Below are 15,658 nucleotides of genomic sequence, written 5' to 3'. Positions count from 1 at the left end.
TTACTCGTTCGTATTTTTGGCTTGGTCGTCTTCGTGCTTCATGATCTGGCAGACCTGCTTCACGAAGTCCGAACCGTAGGTATCGGGGGCGGGCGTTTCAAATTCCCACTGGTAGCCGGGCACGTCATAACGGGCGACGATTTCGTCGTCTTCCGAGCGCAGTTCTACCGCAATGCCGGCCATGCGCCCGCTGGGGCAGTCAATGGCCTGGCGCATGTATTTCTTGCGGTAGACGCCCTTGGAGGTACCGTCGACCTGATTGTTTTTGAAGTGTTGCAACATCCACACATAGGTGTAGTTGGTGTCTGCATCACGTTCGTGATGGCCGATCGATTTGATATCGGCCAGCACTTCAAAATCAGGCATGTCGCCATACGAGCGCCAGTCGCCTTCCCGTGGCACCGGCTGCGGGCCGTGGGTGCCATCGTCAAACTTGCCGCAGGCAGTCAGGGCAAGTGCGCAAAACAGGAGGGCGGCGTAGCGACGCATGGCGTCTTCCCGGATCAGGCTTGCGTTTTGCACATGGGGAAACCCAGTGCCTCACGCGAGTCGTAATACGCTTGCGCCACAAGGCGCGCCAGCGTGCGGATACGGCCAATATAGGCAGCGCGCTCTGTCACCGAGATCGCGCCACGGGCGTCGAGCAGGTTAAAGCAGTGCGCGGCCTTCAGGATCATCTCGTAGCCTGGCAGTGCCAGCCCGGCTTCCAGCAGCTTGCCGGCTTCGGCTTCAAAGCTGTTAAAGAGGCTCAGCAGCAACTCGACATTGGAGTATTCGAAGTTGTAGGTCGATTGCTCGACTTCGTTCTGGTGATAGATATCGCCATAGGTCACCACCTGACCGTCCGGGTAACGGGTCCAGATCAGGTCGTAGACGTTTTCCACGCCTTGCAGGTACATGGCCAGACGTTCGGTACCGTAGGTGATTTCACCCAGCACCGGTTTGCAATCCAGACCGCCCACTTGCTGGAAATAGGTGAACTGCGTGACTTCCATGCCGTTCAGCCACACTTCCCAGCCCATACCCCAGGCGCCCAGCGTCGGGTTTTCCCAGTCGTCTTCCACAAAACGGATGTCGTGCACGGTCGGGTCAATGCCCAGTTCGCGCAGCGAGCCCAGATACAGATCCTGGATGTTGTCCGGCGACGGCTTGAGGACCACCTGGAACTGATAATAGTGCTGCAGGCGGTTGGGGTTCTCGCCGTAACGGCCATCCTTGGGACGGCGCGACGGCTGCACATAGGCGGCGTTCCACGGTTCCGGGCCAATGGCGCGCAGGAACGTGGCGGTGTGCGAGGTGCCCGCACCCATTTCCATATCATAGGGTTGCAACAAGGCGCAGCCCTGGCGCGCCCAGTAGGTTTGCAGGGTAAGCAGGATTTCCTGGAAGGTCAGCATTCGTTGTTCTCGGCCGCAGCGGGCGTTGTATGACTCTAAACCCGCTGATTCTACTTGCATTTGGCGTGGTTCGGCTATGTTGGTGCGGCGGCCTCGTCTGCAAGGCGTGCCATGCACCAGGCGCGAAAGCGCTGCATGCCTTGCGTGGGAATCTTGTCACGGGCGCGGATCAGGTAAAAATGCCGCACCAGATTGAGCGCGGGCGTGGCAACCGCACACAGATCGCCCCGCGCCAGTTCGCCAGAGACCGTGCGCCGCGACAAACACGCCAGCCCAAGGCCGGCGCGCACGCCGCCCTTGATGGCTTCGCTGCTGCCCAGTTCCAGGGTCACGTCCAGACTGCCGGCCAGTGGCGCCAGGGCGCCAGACAAGACTTCCCGGGTGCCGGAGCCAGGCTCGCGCAGCAGCCAGCGTTCAGCGGCCAGTTGCTGCGGTGTGGCGGTCTGGTTGGCGAGGGGGTGTTCCGGCGCGGTCACGACCACCAGTTCATCACGCAGCCAGGGTTCGACCAGAATGCGGGCATCGTCGCAAATGCCCTCGATCAAACCCATATCCGCCTCAAATGCGGCGACGGCGGCGACAGCATCGGCAGTATTGCCAATCGCCAGTTCAATCCGGTTGGCCGGCGCTTGCTGCAAAAAGCGCGCAACCAGCTCTGGCATGACCCGGTTGCCGATGGTGGAACTGGCGTACAGGCGCAAGCGGGCCGGGGCGTCGGTATTGAAGCGGGTTTCGATTTCGCCCGCCTGGGCCAGCAAGGCTTCCGCCTGTGGCAGCAGCCAGCGGCCGTGCTCGTTGAGTTCCAGCCGGCGGCCGACCCGGTCAAACAATTGCACGCCCAGCCGGCGTTCCAGTTCGCCCAGCGCGCTGCTGGCGGCTGATTGCGACAGCCCGATCTGCTCGGCCGCTGCGGTAACGCCGCCAGCGCGCGCGGTAGCCAGGAAAATCTCCAGTTCGCGCAGGGTCAGTTTGATCATCGATTTTTCCGATTCGTTTCAACTAAACTATTCGTTATTAATATATAACCAAAAACAATATGATGGCCTCGTCGATCAAGGCGTACCGAGGCAAGTCATGGAAAACATTGAAAAAAAATCATCGCTTTATTGGGCAGAACTGAACAACGCCACGCAAGGCCTGGGCCGCTATCTGCCTGGCCTCGGTCTGACGCTGGCACTTGCCGCCGCCGCCATGTGGCTGGCCGATTTGCCGGCCCTGTCGGCCAGCGGTTTGTCGGCGCTGACGCTGGCCATTGTCGGCGGCATGGTGCTGGGCAATACCGCATACCCGGCCATGGCCGCGACCACAGGCGCCGGCGTGGGTTTTTCCAAACAGAAACTGCTGCGCCTCGGCATTATTCTTTATGGATTTCGCCTTACATTTCAGCAAATTGGCGCGGTCGGCATTTCGGCCATCCTGATCGACGCGCTGGTGCTGACCAGCACATTGTTCATTGCCTACCAGGTGGGTACGCGCTGGCTCAAGCTGGATAAACAAACCGCCTTGCTGGTGGGCTCGGGCAGTGCCATTTGTGGTGCCGCTGCGGTGCTGGCCACAGAGCCCGTGCTGCGCGCCAAACCATCGACCGTCACGATTGCGGTCTCTACCGTGGTGGTGTTCGGCACGGTGTCGATGTTTATCTACCCCATGCTCTACCCGCTGGCGCATCACCTGGGCTGGGCGGTCTCGGCCCAGGCGTTTGGTATCTATACCGGTTCGACCATTCACGAAGTAGCGCAAGTGGTTGCCGCAGCCAGCCAGGTCAGCAGCGCCACGGCTGATACCGCAGTTATTGCCAAGATGATCCGCGTCATGATGCTGGCCCCGTTCCTGATCACCGTATCGTGGTGGATGGCCCGTACCCCGCAGGCCGCGCAAGAAGGCCAGCGCGGTGGCATCACCATCCCCTGGTTTGCCGTGCTGTTCATCGTCATGGCGGGTGTGCATTCGCTGGGCTGGGTGCCGCAACCGGTGGTCAAGGGCTTGCTGCAGATCGATACCTTGCTGCTGGCCATGGCGATGGCGGCACTGGGGCTGGATACCCGCATCAGCGCCATCCGCGCTGCTGGCGTCAAACCCTTGTTACTGGCCACCGTGCTGTTTGGCTGGCTGATCGCAGGGGGCGCGGGGATCAACATGCTGGTGCGTACGTTGCTGAACGCTTGATTGCAACTACAGGTACGGCGAGTGCTATCAGGCAACGCCGTACCTGCTGACACAAAAATGACCTGTGACACAAGGTCTGGCTTGCCCTATGCTTGGGCGAAACACCGGCGTACCGCCCGCGTACCCGCGCCAATCAACGCCCTTGAGTTACCGGTTTCATGAAATTTCCCCTCTTTGCATGCCTTGTGGCGGCCAGCATGGCTGCCCACGCCCGGATTGACCTTTCCGCATTGCGCGAGGCCGCGCGCAGCCGCGATATTCCCGCACTGACGCGTATTGCGGATAGCGCCCAGGGCGACGCGCTGGAGATGTACCCGCGTTATTACCTGCTGACGACGCAAATCACGACCGTCGCGCCGGAAGACGTGGATGCCTTCCTGACCCGTTACGATGGTTCGCCGCTGGCTGAGCGTCTGCGGCAGGACTGGCTCAAGGAACTGGCCCGCCGTCAGGACTGGACACATTACCTCACTGATTACAGCAAGCTCGATTCGCCCTCGGTGGATTTGCAGTGCCTGAATGCGCAAGCGCGCTTTGTGGTGCAGGGCAGTGCCGATGTCTCGCGTTTGCGCGGTTTGTGGTTTACCGAAAAAGGCCAGCCGGAAAGCTGCGCGCCAGTGTTTGAAGCGCTGTTTGCCGCGGGCCAGCTGAACCAGGAAGACGCGTGGACGCGTATCCGCATGGCCTTGTCGGCCGGGCGGACTGACTTTGCCGCGCAACTGGCCCCACGTGTTGGTTTCCCGCCTGAACTGACGGTACGGGCGCTGGGCCAGGCGGGCAACGCCAACCAGTCTGCCAAAGTGCTGGCGCGCCTTGATTTCAGCCGTCGTGCCGGGCGCGAAACCGCGCTGTTCATCATCCAGAAAACCGCACGGACCGATCCGGACGCTGCGGCTGACATGATCGAATCGCTCAAGAGCAAGCTGGGTGAGGGTGATCGCCGCTATGCCTGGCAGCAAATTGCAGAAATCGCCGCCAAAAAGCAGCACCCGCTGGCCAGCACCTGGTTTGGCAAGGGTGGCCTGGAAGGGCTGGATGCCGATGGCCGGGCGTGGTCGGTGCGCGCGGCATTGCGGGCGGGTGACATGAATGCCGTGCTGGACCGCATCGCGGCCATGCCGGCTGAGCAAGCCAATGAAAATGCCTGGCGCTACTGGTATGCCCAGGCGCTCAAGCGTGCCAACCGGGCGGCAGAAGCCGCGCCGATCCTGCTGCAACTGTCGGCAGGCGATGATTTTTATTCCTTGCTTGCGCGAGAGGAATCCGGCCCGACACTGACTGCCGCGCCTGATAGCTATGTCCCGGTCGACCAGGACGTCCGCAATGTCGCCGCCAGACCGGGCGTGATCCGGGCGCTGGCGCTGTATGAACAGAACTGGCGTGTAGAAGGCGTGCGCGAGTGGAACTGGGCCATGCGCGGGCTTTCTGATCAGGAACTGGTGGCCGCGGCGGTACTGGCCGATCGCAACAAGATCTATGATCGTTCGATCTACTCCGCCGAACGCGCCCGCGCGCTGGCGCCGCTGGGCCTGCGTTATCCCACGCCGTATCGCAGCCAGGTTGAACGTGAGGCCCGCAATCAGGGGCTGGACCCGGCCTGGGTGTATGGCCTGATCCGGCAGGAAAGCCGTTTTGTCGCGGATATCCGCTCTGGCGCGGGTGCCACCGGGCTGATGCAGTTGATGCCCACCACCGCGCAATGGGTGGGCCGCAAGAACGGGCAGAAGAAGATTGATCTGTCATCCCTGACCGATCCCGACGTGAACGTCAGCTACGGCTCGTATTACCTCAAGTACATTCTGGATCGCCTTGGCGGCCAGACCATTCTGGCCACCGCGGGCTACAACGCCGGCCCCGGTCGGGCCAAAGCCTGGCAGGATGACAACCGCCAGCTGGACCCGCTTGTCTATATTGAAACCATCCCGTTTGAAGAAACGCGTGATTACGTGAAAAAGGTCATGACCAACGCGCAGCTGTACGGCGCCACGTTTGGCGAGACCACACCGTTCCACCAGCGCCTGACCCCGGTGCCGGGCAAAAACGCGGATGCGGAGAATATCGACGCGCCTTGATGGTGGGCGACCAAGCGGAGGCAAAGCATGACCTGGCAGGGGATACGGCCCCCCGTATTGTTGATTGGTGGCAGCGGCTTTATTGGTCGCGCGCTGGCTGCGCGCCTGTGCCGGGAAGGCTATGAGGTCACGGTGCCGGTGCGTGACCGCGAACGCGCCCGCTCGCGCCTGCTGACGCTGCCCGGGGTGACGGTTGTCCAGGCCGATCTGTTTGATGGCGCCACGCTTGATAGTCTGGTGCCGGAACAGGGCGTGGTGATCAATCTGGTCGGTATTTTGCAGGGCTCGCAAAAACAGTTTGAACATGCCCATGTCACGCTGACCCAGCGCATCCTCACGGCTTGTGAGCGGCACGATGTGCGGCGCTATCTGCATATGAGTGCGCTGGGGGCAGACCCGCATGGCCTCTCGATGTATCAACGCAGCAAAGGGCAGGCCGAAACGCTGGTGGCACAAAGCCCGCTGGCCTGGACGATTTTCCGGCCCTCCGTCGTGTTTGGCGAAGAAGACCGTTTCCTGAACCTGTTTGCCCAACTGCAGCAAATCGCCCCGATGGTGCCGCTGGCCTGCGCCAGAGCGCGCTTTCAGCCAGTGTGGGTGCAAGATGTAGTGGATGCCTTTGCCGCCGCGTTGCAACGGCGGGACTGGATCGGGCAGCGCTTTGATCTGGCGGGCCCCAAAGTCTATACGCTGGCTGAACTTGTGCATTACGCGGGGCGGATCAGCGCGCATTCCCGCGCGGTGGTGCCACTGCCGGGCTGGGCCGGGCGCTTGCAGGCGACGCTGATGTCCTTGCTGCCCAACCCGCCGATTTCCCGCGATAATCTTGATTCAATGCAGATCGACAATGTCTCTGACCAGCCCTTCCCGCCGGTGCGGCCGGGGTTTGTACCGACGGCGCTGGAGTCGGTCGCGCCGGGCTGGCTCTCGCCGCGGGCCCGCAAAGGACGCTACGCCGCCTGGCGCAGCGGGGCCCGGCATAAACGCTGATCTGCAAAGCAACAAGTTCCTTTTGCCGGGACGTTGATGCGCCTAAACTGGGTTCACCACTTTTCCTTTCATCGCTCGTTATGCACAGGAGTGTTGTTCCATGGCTCAAATCCTGATTGGCAATCTGCCACCGGATGTTTCGCTGGATGATCTGCGTACCATGCTGATTGAACTGGGCGTGCCCAAGCTGGGCGAGATCACCATGGCAGAAGGCGCAGAACGCACCGCCGCGCTGGTCACCATTGATTTGCCTGATGTCGATGTCGGCGCCATTTCGCGGCAACTTGAAGGCCATCTCTGGCGTGAGCGGCAACTGCGCTGCGCACACAGCACGCTGGGCTGGGGTAACTGATCAGATTACAAGGCCGGGCAAGCCGGCTGCACTGGAGAGCGCAATGCGCATTGCGGTTTTTGATACCAAGCGTTATGACCGTAGCGGCCTCGAGGAGGCTGCTGGCAAATTTGGTTATGAACTGACCTTTTTTGAAGATCGCCTCAACCGCAATACGGTCCCGCTGGTAGCGGGTCATGATGCGGTGTGCCCGTTTGTGAACGACCGGCTAGACCGCGAAGTGCTTGAGCAGATGGCCCGGCTTGATGTGCGGCACGTCGCCCTGCGCTGCGCTGGCTTTAACGGTGTGGACATTGTCGCGGCGGCTGAACTGGGTATTACCGTCACGCGCGTGCCGGCGTATTCACCGGAGGCGGTGGCCGAGCATGTGTTTGCCTTGCTGCTGACGCTGGTGCGCAAGACGCATCGCGCATATCAGCGTGTGCGTGAAGGCAATTTTTCTCTGGATGGCCTGGTGGGTTTTAACCTGCACGGCCGCACTTTCGGTGTGATCGGGGCGGGCAAAATTGGTGTGGCGGCCATGAAGATCGCCCGTGGTTTTGGCTGCCGCGTGCTGGCTTATGACCGCTACCCTTCAGCGGAGCGCGCAGCGCAGATCGGTTGCGAGTTTGTAGATATTGATACGCTGCTGGCGCAGGCGGACATTATCTCTTTGCATGCGCCGCTTACCGCAGAAACCCACCACCTGATTGATGCCACGGCGCTGGCCAAAATGAAGCACGGCTCGGTCATCATCAACACCAGCCGGGGCGGGCTGATTGATACCAAGGCGCTGATCAAGTCGCTTAAAACCGGGCGCCTGGCTGGCGTGGGGCTGGATGTCTACGAGTACGAAGAAGGCGTGTTCTTTGAGGACTTGTCCCATCAAGCGCTCAAGGATGACATGCTGGCGCGGCTCACCACCTTCCCCAATGTCATGATCACCTCGCACCAGGGGTTTCTGACGGATGAAGCGCTGGCTGCCATCGCCCAGACCGTGATGGAAAACATTGCTGATTATCAAAATGGACAGCCGCTGGTGAATGCAGTAAAACCCGGTGCATGAACTCACCCCACCGGTTTTCACGCTGGCTTCCGCTGATTCCCGGGCTGCTGGCCGGCGTGTTTACGCTGGCTTTCGCAGCCTGGTTGCTGCAATCACGCGATGAAGCTTCCAGCCAGCGTTCCACGCTGCTGGAGCAGGATCTGCTTTGGCAAAAGCAGGCCATTGAGCAGCAGATCACGTTTGATGTGCAATCCCTCAATGGCCTGGCGACCACCCTTAATGTCACCGACGTCAACACCGCCATATTCGAGGCGCGCGTCCAGTCGCTGATCCAGACCAGCCCGGAAATTGCCAGTTTCTCGGTGCAGGATGGCAAAGGCACGGTGCTATGGCACGCCGCCACCCAGAACAACTGGTCCGTGCCGTATGAAGGCAAGGGCGGGTGGAGCGATATCAATACCTCGCATGGTGAGCCCAAGGTGACCTATGCGGTGCTCACGCCAGACCGCAAGCGGTATGTCGTCGCCGTCTTTGCGCTTGATACCTTGTTGCAGCAGCAAGTGCCGTGGTGGATTGCCCAGCGCTATCAGATCTCGTTGCTGGATGCGCAAGACCGGCCGCTGGCGGCCAAATTCCAGCGTCAACTCGATACCACCGGGCTGTCGCACAGCATCCAGCTGACCGCGCCGCCGCTGGCGCTCAAGTTGAAAGGCGATCTTTACGCTGGCTCGGTCACCGCCACGGGCGACATTCTGCCGGCGCTGATGCTGGTGCTGGCCATGGCCATGCTGGCCTCGACAGCCGCGCTGAACCGCATGATCCGGGTGCGTGCCCAGGCGGAAGAACGGCTCAAGGCAGAAGTGGCGTTCCGGCACGCGGTCGATACCTCGCTGGTCTCCGGCATGATCGCGTTTGATCGGCGTGGCCGCATCATTTATACCAACCGCGCCTTTGGCGAAATGGTGGGCTACAGCGCTGAAGAGTTGCGCGAAGTCCGTCCGCCCATGCCGTACTGGCCACCAGAAGAAATCGAGCGCTGCCAGGCCACTTACGATGCCATTATTGCCGGTCACAACGAGCCGGCCGGCTTCATGGTGCGGCTGATGCGGCGCAATGGCGAGCGCTTTGACGTGCGTATCCACGCCTCGCGCCTCGTCGACGGCGATGGCAACCATATTGGCTGGATGGGCTCGTTGCATGACGTGACCGAAATCCGCCGCGAGCGCGAAGCGCTGCAAGCCTCGCATGAACGCTTTGTCGCGGTGCTTAACGGGCTGGATGCCTCCGTCGCCGTGACGGACGCGGAAACCGGCGAGTTGCTGATGTCCAATCTGCAGTTTGACCGTGCTTTCCAGTTGCCAGACCTGCGTGGGCGCTGTTGTATCGTGCCGCTGGTCGCGCGCCGGGCCGAGCCCCCTGTGGATGCCGAGTGGTACGACACTTACCGCGATCACTGGTATCAGGTGAAAAGCCGCCAGAGTACCTGGGTGGATGGTTCGGCCGTGTGGCTGGAGATTGCCACCGACATCACCGCGCTCAAATCAGCCACCGAGCGCGAACGCCAGCAAAACGAAGCCCTGCAACAGACGGGCCGGCTGATCAGCATGGGTGAGATGGCATCGAGCCTGGCGCATGAACTCAACCAGCCGCTGGGGGCCATTGCCAGTTATGTTTCCGGTTGCCGCAACCTGTTGGGCAGCCCGGAGCCCAACCTGCCGCAACTGGGGCAGGCGCTGGACAAAATGGGTGAACAAGCCAAGCGTGCCGGCCATATCATTCGCGGCATCCGCGAGTTCGTGCAACGGCGCGCCCCCCGGCGGCAGCGCTGTGAAATCAATGCGCTGCTTGATACCGTACTGGGCTTGCTGGGGCATGAGATCGTCCGGCGCGGCGTGGAGATCAGCGTTGCCCAGAACGAAAACATGCCGCCGATCTTTGCTGACGCGGTGATGCTGGAACAGGTCTTGTTCAACCTGATCAAGAACGCCCTCGAAGCCATGGACTCTACTCCGCAGGATAAACGCACCCTGGCCATTGGCTTGCTGCGGGATGAAGGCGTGTTGCGGGTGACCATTTCTGACCGCGGCAGCGGTATTTCGCCGGCCCAGCGCGAGCAATTGTTCAAGCCGTTCTATTCCACCAAGGACACCGGCATGGGGATTGGCCTGAATATCTGCCGCTCCATCATAGAGCATCACCACGGCCGCATGTGGGTAGAAGAAAATCCTGGCGGTGGCACGCGTTTCATCTTTACGGTACCGTTTCCCGGCGTTGAAGAAGTCATTGCCGCCCAGGAAATGTAGTCTGAAATCACGTACTACTTTTTTAGCCGGCCTAAACGCGATATAAAGGCGCTCTCTTCGCCACGCGTAATACAGACTCAAGGAGCTTGACCATGAAAGCCAACAACTTCGGCCGCATTGCTATCGTTGATGATGACGACGCACTGCGTGACGCGCTGGCCTGGCTTTTTTCCACGCGTGACCACGAAGTCCAGGCGTTCGCCTCGGCGGAGTCTTTCCTGGCAGACTACGCGCCGGAACGTTTTTCCTGCCTGATTCTGGATGTGCGCATGCCCGGCATGAGCGGGACCGAACTGTTCGAGCGCCTCAAGGAATACGCCTATACACCGCCGGTCATTTTCCTCACCGGTCACGGCGATGTACCCATGGCGGTGGCAGCACTCAAGGGCGGCGCGGCCGACTTTGTCGAAAAACCATTCAGCGACAACGAAATTGTCGATCTGGTCGAAAACTGCCTGCAGGCCGACACCCTGCGCCGTAACCAGTGGCAAGCCAGACACGCGGTCGAGATTCGTCTTTCTACCCTGACGCCGCGTGAACGCGAAGTCATGAAGCTGATCCTGACGGGGCGCCTGAACAAGCAGATTGCGGACGACCTCTCGATCAGCATGAAGACAGTGGAAGTACACCGCGCGCGCATTCTGGAAAAAATGCACGTCAAAACCGCCATGGAACTGGCTGCGCTCTTGCGAGATGCGCAGATCAATACCCAGGAAGCAGAGTAAACTGACGCTCTGGCCGGTGGATACCGGCCAGTTTGTCTGACTACGCCCCGCTTATTTGCCGCATGAACCAGCCGCTGACTGCCCCACTGAAAAAAGCCGGCAAGGCCAAAGTGCCTTTGCTGATGGTGGTTTCCCCCGCCAAAACACTCGACTACACCTCTGATCTGCCGACAGATCGCCACAGCAAGCCCAGACATCTGGAGCAAGCGGCGCCGCTGGTCGATCTCCTCAAGGCCATGACGCCCGGCCAGATCGGTGCGCTGATGGATATCTCGGACGAACTGGCGGTGCTCAACGCCGGTCGTTTCCAGTCCTGGCGCACGCCATTCACCCGCAAGAACGCCCGTCCCGCACTCTTTGCCTTCAAAGGCGATGTGTACGAAGGGCTGGATGCCGGCACGCTGGATGACACCGCGCACGATTATCTGGAGCGCCATCTGCGCATCCTGTCCGGCTTGTATGGCATCTTGCGACCGTTTGACCTGATCCAGCCTTACCGGCTGGAAATGGGCCGGCCGCTGGCCAACCCGCAGGGCAAGAATCTGTATGCCTGGTGGGGCAATACCCAGACGGACAGCATCAATGCCGACAAGCCCGCGGTGTTGGTCAATCTGGCCTCGGATGAGTATTTCAAATCCGTCAAACCCAAGCTGTTGCATTGCCCGGTGATCACGCCCGTGTTTGAAGACTACAAAAACGGCCAGTACAAGATCATCAGCTTCTTTGCCAAACGCGCTCGCGGCTTGATGGCCCGGTACGCCGCGCAAAATGGCGTTGAAAACCCGGAGCAACTCAAGGCGTTTGACCTTGAAGGCTATGCCTTCATCCCCGATGAGAGCGACGCCACGCGCTGGGTATTCCGCCGCCGACTGGCCGACTAACCCGCTTTTGCGCGGCCAGAAAAACAAAACCCGGCAGGGACACTGCCGGGTTTTTTGTTACCACCTTGCTGGCGCGCGTTTTACAGCCTGCGCAGATACCAGCTCGCGCGGGGCGGGTTATCGGTGCCAGTACCCGCCGGTTGAACGCCCAGCAATTCAAACTGCCAGCGGATACCGGTTTTGTCGCGCAAGACCAAGGGTTGCCCGGGGACGACCAGCCGCAAGGCGGCATCCTGATCCTGCAAGGTGACCCGATCGGCCTGAATGCGCAAAGTCCAGGTATTGGCCAGCCGGCTGCCGCTTTGACCATTCTGGATCAGCGACAGCCAGGGCGATGCCTCTCCCGGCCGGGCAAAATGCATCACCGTGGCCGACCCGCCCGGGTTGGCGAGCATTTGCAGTGTCACAGTCTGCTTGCCAAGCCGCGAGGGCAGGCTGGCTGGCCAGCCCGTAACGGTGACTGCTTGCGCCAGCTTGAACTGCAGTTGCCCGTGATGGTTCACCGCCGGAACACTCAGCGTGCCGGTTTGCGGTTGCATGGATTGCCCGCTGATCTGCAAGCCGGCGGCATCACCGGCCTGGACCGCACTGGCAGCCAGCACCAAACTGGCCGCCCAGGCAGACATGCGCATTACTTTTCCGGACATCAATTACCCCGCATATGGGCCAGCGCAGCGGCCGACAAGGGTTCTTCTGCCACTGCCGGCATCCGCGGGTTCGAAACCGGGTTAAATCGCACGGTCGGCGTGCTGCTGTTGCTGCTGCTGGCAGACTTCTGGCTGGCACCCGCGAAATGGCTTTCCGGATAGCGGGCAAAGGCCAGCACCAGATTGCTCCAGTCATCAAAGTCTTGCATGTTCGTGTCGTAGGCGGTATCTCCGGCCTGGTCGACGATATGCATGGACGACAGCGTACCTGGTGTCTGCGAGCCAGAGAGGTCCCAGTCGGCGAAGGCGCCGGTTGCAGGGGTACGGCCGACCACATTGCTCTCAACCAGAGCAGATTCAGACAAGGCAGCCCCAGAGCCGTTGGAGTAATCCAGGTTGAAGGTGGTGGTGGCCGGGCCGTTGTGCATGTTGTACCGCATGAACGAACTGTTTGCTACACCTGGCACGATGTCCGTGCTCGGGCCATGCTGCAATTCCCACTGATACAGGTAGTAGCGCTCGTTGATTTCCGAGATGCCATGACCGGCGGGAACGGCACCGCTTGCATCGGGCACACCATTGAGCTGGTACATGTAGTTCATGATGCTCAGATAGTTGGGCTTGTAGTTGGTGTCTTCGTAACCACCGTGCAGCAAGCCCAGCGTATGACCCATCTCATGCATGATGGTCGCGGCCTGGTAGTTCACCACGGCATTGACATCGGCCGTGGTGGTCGTGACCAGCCCCCAGTTACCCAGTGTGATCAGGAAATTGGGGCCCATGATTTCAGCCACACCAGACGAACCACCCGCTTGTGGCGGATTCGACTGGCTGTAGCCCATCAGCATGTAACGGAAAATGCTGGAACGGCGATAGTCGAAGGTGGACGCCTTGATCGTGTAGATATCCGTGCAGCCCGACGTATTGTTCACGCCCGGTGCATACTGGTTGTTGCCGACGCATGCGGTGAACGGATGCTGGTTGTTCAGCGCGCCGAGGTTGTAATTGGCAGTGCTGAACGAAGCAGAGAACAACGTGCCCGCATCAAAGTGAATGTGGATGTTATGCGGCAGGAATGCGGCTACCACGTTATCGAGCGCGCGCTTTTGCAAGATGATGCCCGGATCGTTGTGGGCGCTGTGATCCATGTAGTCCACCTGCACAAACATGTCACGCTGACCTCGTCGGGCGCCCATGCCGTACAGGTCGATCCCGTTGAAGGTGCCCCCGGCGACCTTGGCGCTGTCCGGAATACCGTCGTTGTCGCTATCCACCACGCCTGCCGGAACGTCATTGGGGCCGCCCGGGGTAGCAAAGTTGACCGTGGTCCAGTCTGCGGCACTGTGCGTCTGGGTGAAGTTGCTGTCCAGACGAACAATGGACTGGTTCATGCTGTTGGGCACATTGCCGTAGGCCGGCATGGATGTACTGGTGGTGTTACTCATGGCAGTGACTGCGGGGCCTGTCCAGCCGGCAACACTTGTCGGCGCAGTTGTATCCAGGCCCATACGGATGAAGTCCAGCGTCTGGCCGGCAGAAAGTAGCTCAATGAAACCGCTGCCGCCGGTCCAGGACGGAATATTGCCCTGCGCATCCGCGATATAGACCACGTTCGCGCTGTTGACGAGGCCTGCGGATGCCTTGCCGGCGACGACAATCCGGCTGCCGCTGTTGAGCGTCTGTTGTGGCAATACGAAGATTTCAACAGGCCCGGCTACGCCTGTGCCCGGGTTGACCGAACGCGCCCGCACAAGGTAATCCGACAGGCTGATGGCGTGGCCGCTGTTGTTATAGATTTCGAACCAGCTGGTGACGTTGTAGTACGGCTGGTTTGCAACTTCAGTGATGAATACACCGGCCGGCTTGCTGTTGCTGGTCGGGACGGCATCAGGCTGTGCGCTCGGAGATGCAACCTGGGCGCTCTGGCTACCACCACCGCCCCCACATGCGGCCAGGATCAGCGCCGCAACGACGCTGACCGCTAGCGCCTGCTTTTGACTTGCGAATTTCAAGATACATCCCCTGGTAAACAAAGCCGGTTTCAATGACCGGCGCTTCAAGATCAGGGGGTGAATCTTACTTTCTAATACAGAAATTCATAAAAGAAATTTAGAAAATACTGATTTTGTGTCGCTTTTGTATCGGACCAACTCATGCCATGTGAATATCAGTCCAAGGCGCTGTTTATCTGGACTTTTGCCTTGGCATATTTGCAATAAATTGTCGCCCTGCCGGAAATGACAGTTCTATTTCACTGAAAATCCAAGGCCGGTTTTGTCAACTTTCTGCTCTTGTATCAGAAAGAATATAAATTGATGACAGGAATTATTTCAATTTCTTACATGCTTTCTTTTTTCTGACTATTTGGGCTGGCCACGCAAGCAGGGTGTCCGTATTGCTGAAAGCCGGACAAACCATGGTGGCTCAAGAGACCGGTTTGGGGTAGGGGCTGATCGACTGGTGTCAGTGGCAGGCGGGTTCAGGGGCTACTCATCTTGAATCACCACCCGCCCCTGGGTGAGGTCGCGCAGGGCGTCGGTGGCGGTGGCTGCCGCGCTGGCGGGTAACTGGATGGTCAGCGTCACGCGCTCGGCATGGGTGGCCTCGGTGAGGCTGGCGTTGTTCAGGCTTAGCCAGTGCCGGATGCGGGCTTCATCGGCATAGTCGGCCTTGATGATCAGGGAGGCCTGGGCGATGCGTTCGACGAGGATTGCCTGTTGCATGGATTTGGCGATGGCGTCGGTATAAGCGCGTACCAGCCCGCCTGCGCCCAGTTTTACGCCGCCGTAGTAACGCACCACCATTGCCAGCACACCGTCTACGTGCTGGTGCCGCAAGACTTCCAGCATGGGGCGGCCGGCGGTACCGCCCGGTTCGCCGTCATCAGACATGCCGGATTGCCCGCCAGCCAGCAGCGCCCAGCAGACGTGGGTGGCGGCGGGGTGCGCTGCGCGGGTGGCCTCGATCAGCGTCATCGCGGCGGCGCGGTCTGATACCGGGTGCACGCTGCCCAGAAAGCGGCTCTTCTTGATCTCAAGTTCAACACTGACCGCGGCGGCGAGGGTATAGGTGGGCATGCTCAGGCTGGATGGGCAAAACGCCATTTTACGGGCTTTGCCCAGGACGGTGCCTGGCAATAC

At 60.3% G+C, this 15,658-nt stretch carries 14 protein-coding genes; 8 read left to right on the top strand and 6 right to left on the bottom strand.

Features of this window, described 5'->3' with window-relative positions; all coding sequences use genetic code 11:
* From IEX57_RS17790 to IEX57_RS17780, 3 genes are all read right to left on the bottom strand, one after another.
* Entirely contained in the window at positions 1–489 is a 489-nt protein-coding gene (locus IEX57_RS17790) for a surface-adhesin E family protein (RefSeq protein ID WP_188706053.1), read from the bottom strand.
* 14 nt (positions 490–503) lie between these two features.
* Positions 504–1,397, bottom strand: coding sequence for a glycine--tRNA ligase subunit alpha (gene glyQ / locus IEX57_RS17785; RefSeq protein ID WP_188697301.1), 894 nt, complete (start codon positions 1,395–1,397; stop codon positions 504–506).
* A gap of 74 nt (positions 1,398–1,471) precedes the next feature.
* Positions 1,472–2,374: a LysR family transcriptional regulator gene (locus tag IEX57_RS17780; RefSeq protein ID WP_229709092.1), complete on the bottom strand. Its 903-nt coding sequence runs from the start codon at positions 2,372–2,374 to the stop codon at positions 1,472–1,474.
* A 97-nt stretch (positions 2,375–2,471) separates the two neighbouring features.
* On the opposite strand from IEX57_RS17780, the gene IEX57_RS17775 reads away from it, so the two are divergent.
* The 8 genes from IEX57_RS17775 (at position 2,472) to yaaA (ending at position 11,871) form a co-directional block, all read left to right on the top strand.
* Positions 2,472–3,563, top strand: a complete 1,092-nt coding sequence (locus IEX57_RS17775) for a YeiH family protein (protein ID WP_188706051.1) — start codon at positions 2,472–2,474, stop codon at positions 3,561–3,563.
* A gap of 158 nt (positions 3,564–3,721) precedes the next feature.
* Entirely contained in the window at positions 3,722–5,635 is a 1,914-nt protein-coding gene (locus IEX57_RS17770) for a lytic transglycosylase domain-containing protein (RefSeq protein WP_188706050.1), read from the top strand.
* A 27-nt stretch (positions 5,636–5,662) separates the two neighbouring features.
* Positions 5,663–6,625 (top strand): complex I NDUFA9 subunit family protein, encoded by a 963-nt coding sequence (locus IEX57_RS17765; protein ID WP_188706048.1) that lies wholly within the window; start codon positions 5,663–5,665, stop codon positions 6,623–6,625.
* A gap of 100 nt (positions 6,626–6,725) precedes the next feature.
* A complete protein-coding gene (locus IEX57_RS17760) occupies positions 6,726–6,977 on the top strand; it encodes an RNA-binding protein (protein WP_188706046.1) in 252 nt (83 codons plus the stop codon).
* Between the two features lie 43 nt (positions 6,978–7,020).
* Complete coding sequence (locus IEX57_RS17755; RefSeq protein WP_188706044.1) at positions 7,021–8,022, top strand: 2-hydroxyacid dehydrogenase; 1,002 nt, start codon at positions 7,021–7,023, stop codon at positions 8,020–8,022.
* Positions 8,019–10,265 (top strand): PAS domain-containing sensor histidine kinase, encoded by a 2,247-nt coding sequence (locus IEX57_RS17750; protein WP_188706042.1) that lies wholly within the window; start codon positions 8,019–8,021, stop codon positions 10,263–10,265. The genes IEX57_RS17755 and IEX57_RS17750 overlap by 4 nt, the downstream gene beginning before the upstream one ends.
* 92 nt (positions 10,266–10,357) lie before the next feature.
* Positions 10,358–10,990 carry a response regulator transcription factor gene (locus tag IEX57_RS17745; protein ID WP_188706040.1) on the top strand — a complete coding sequence of 211 codons (633 nt, stop codon included), beginning with the start codon at positions 10,358–10,360 and terminating at the stop codon, positions 10,988–10,990.
* 116 nt (positions 10,991–11,106) lie between these two features.
* On the top strand, positions 11,107–11,871 hold the full coding sequence (yaaA, locus tag IEX57_RS17740) for a peroxide stress protein YaaA (RefSeq protein WP_188706208.1): 765 nt from the start codon (positions 11,107–11,109) through the stop codon (positions 11,869–11,871).
* An 80-nt stretch (positions 11,872–11,951) separates the two neighbouring features.
* Here the strand turns inward: yaaA and IEX57_RS17735 are convergent, their stop codons facing one another.
* The 3 genes from IEX57_RS17735 to IEX57_RS17725 all read right to left on the bottom strand — a co-directional run bounded on the left by IEX57_RS17735 (position 11,952) and on the right by IEX57_RS17725 (position 15,595).
* Positions 11,952–12,503, bottom strand: coding sequence for a hypothetical protein (locus IEX57_RS17735; protein WP_188706038.1), 552 nt, complete (start codon positions 12,501–12,503; stop codon positions 11,952–11,954).
* A 14-nt stretch (positions 12,504–12,517) separates the two neighbouring features.
* Positions 12,518–14,530, bottom strand: coding sequence for a lamin tail domain-containing protein (locus IEX57_RS17730; RefSeq protein ID WP_188706036.1), 2,013 nt, complete (start codon positions 14,528–14,530; stop codon positions 12,518–12,520).
* Between the two features lie 474 nt (positions 14,531–15,004).
* Positions 15,005–15,595 (bottom strand): IMPACT family protein, encoded by a 591-nt coding sequence (locus IEX57_RS17725; RefSeq protein WP_188706033.1) that lies wholly within the window; start codon positions 15,593–15,595, stop codon positions 15,005–15,007.
* Positions 15,596–15,658: the final 63 nt, after the last annotated feature.

Origin of the sequence: Silvimonas iriomotensis (assembly GCF_014645535.1) — a bacterium.
Taxonomy (GTDB): Bacteria; Pseudomonadota; Gammaproteobacteria; order Burkholderiales; family Chitinibacteraceae; genus Silvimonas; species Silvimonas iriomotensis.
Note: the sequence above shows the minus strand (reverse complement) of the source record. Positions and strands in the feature narration are given on the sequence as shown.

What these genes read in the sequence shown, in the direction of transcription:
- glyQ (WP_188697301.1), bottom strand. Translation starts at nt 1,397, where the DNA reads ATGCTGACCTTCCAGGAAATCCTGCTTACCCTGCAAACCTACTGGGCG.
- IEX57_RS17770 (WP_188706050.1), top strand. Translation starts at nt 3,722, where the DNA reads ATGAAATTTCCCCTCTTTGCATGCCTTGTGGCGGCCAGCATGGCTGCC.
- IEX57_RS17775 (WP_188706051.1), top strand. Translation starts at nt 2,472, where the DNA reads ATGGAAAACATTGAAAAAAAATCATCGCTTTATTGGGCAGAACTGAAC.
- IEX57_RS17750 (WP_188706042.1), top strand. Translation starts at nt 8,019, where the DNA reads ATGAACTCACCCCACCGGTTTTCACGCTGGCTTCCGCTGATTCCCGGG.
- IEX57_RS17780 (WP_229709092.1), bottom strand. Translation starts at nt 2,374, where the DNA reads ATGATCAAACTGACCCTGCGCGAACTGGAGATTTTCCTGGCTACCGCG.
- IEX57_RS17755 (WP_188706044.1), top strand. Translation starts at nt 7,021, where the DNA reads ATGCGCATTGCGGTTTTTGATACCAAGCGTTATGACCGTAGCGGCCTC.
- IEX57_RS17765 (WP_188706048.1), top strand. Translation starts at nt 5,663, where the DNA reads ATGACCTGGCAGGGGATACGGCCCCCCGTATTGTTGATTGGTGGCAGC.
- IEX57_RS17725 (WP_188706033.1), bottom strand. Translation starts at nt 15,595, where the DNA reads ATGCCCACCTATACCCTCGCCGCCGCGGTCAGTGTTGAACTTGAGATC.
- IEX57_RS17735 (WP_188706038.1), bottom strand. Translation starts at nt 12,503, where the DNA reads ATGCGCATGTCTGCCTGGGCGGCCAGTTTGGTGCTGGCTGCCAGTGCG.
- IEX57_RS17745 (WP_188706040.1), top strand. Translation starts at nt 10,358, where the DNA reads ATGAAAGCCAACAACTTCGGCCGCATTGCTATCGTTGATGATGACGAC.
- IEX57_RS17760 (WP_188706046.1), top strand. Translation starts at nt 6,726, where the DNA reads ATGGCTCAAATCCTGATTGGCAATCTGCCACCGGATGTTTCGCTGGAT.
- IEX57_RS17790 (WP_188706053.1), bottom strand. Translation starts at nt 489, where the DNA reads ATGCGTCGCTACGCCGCCCTCCTGTTTTGCGCACTTGCCCTGACTGCC.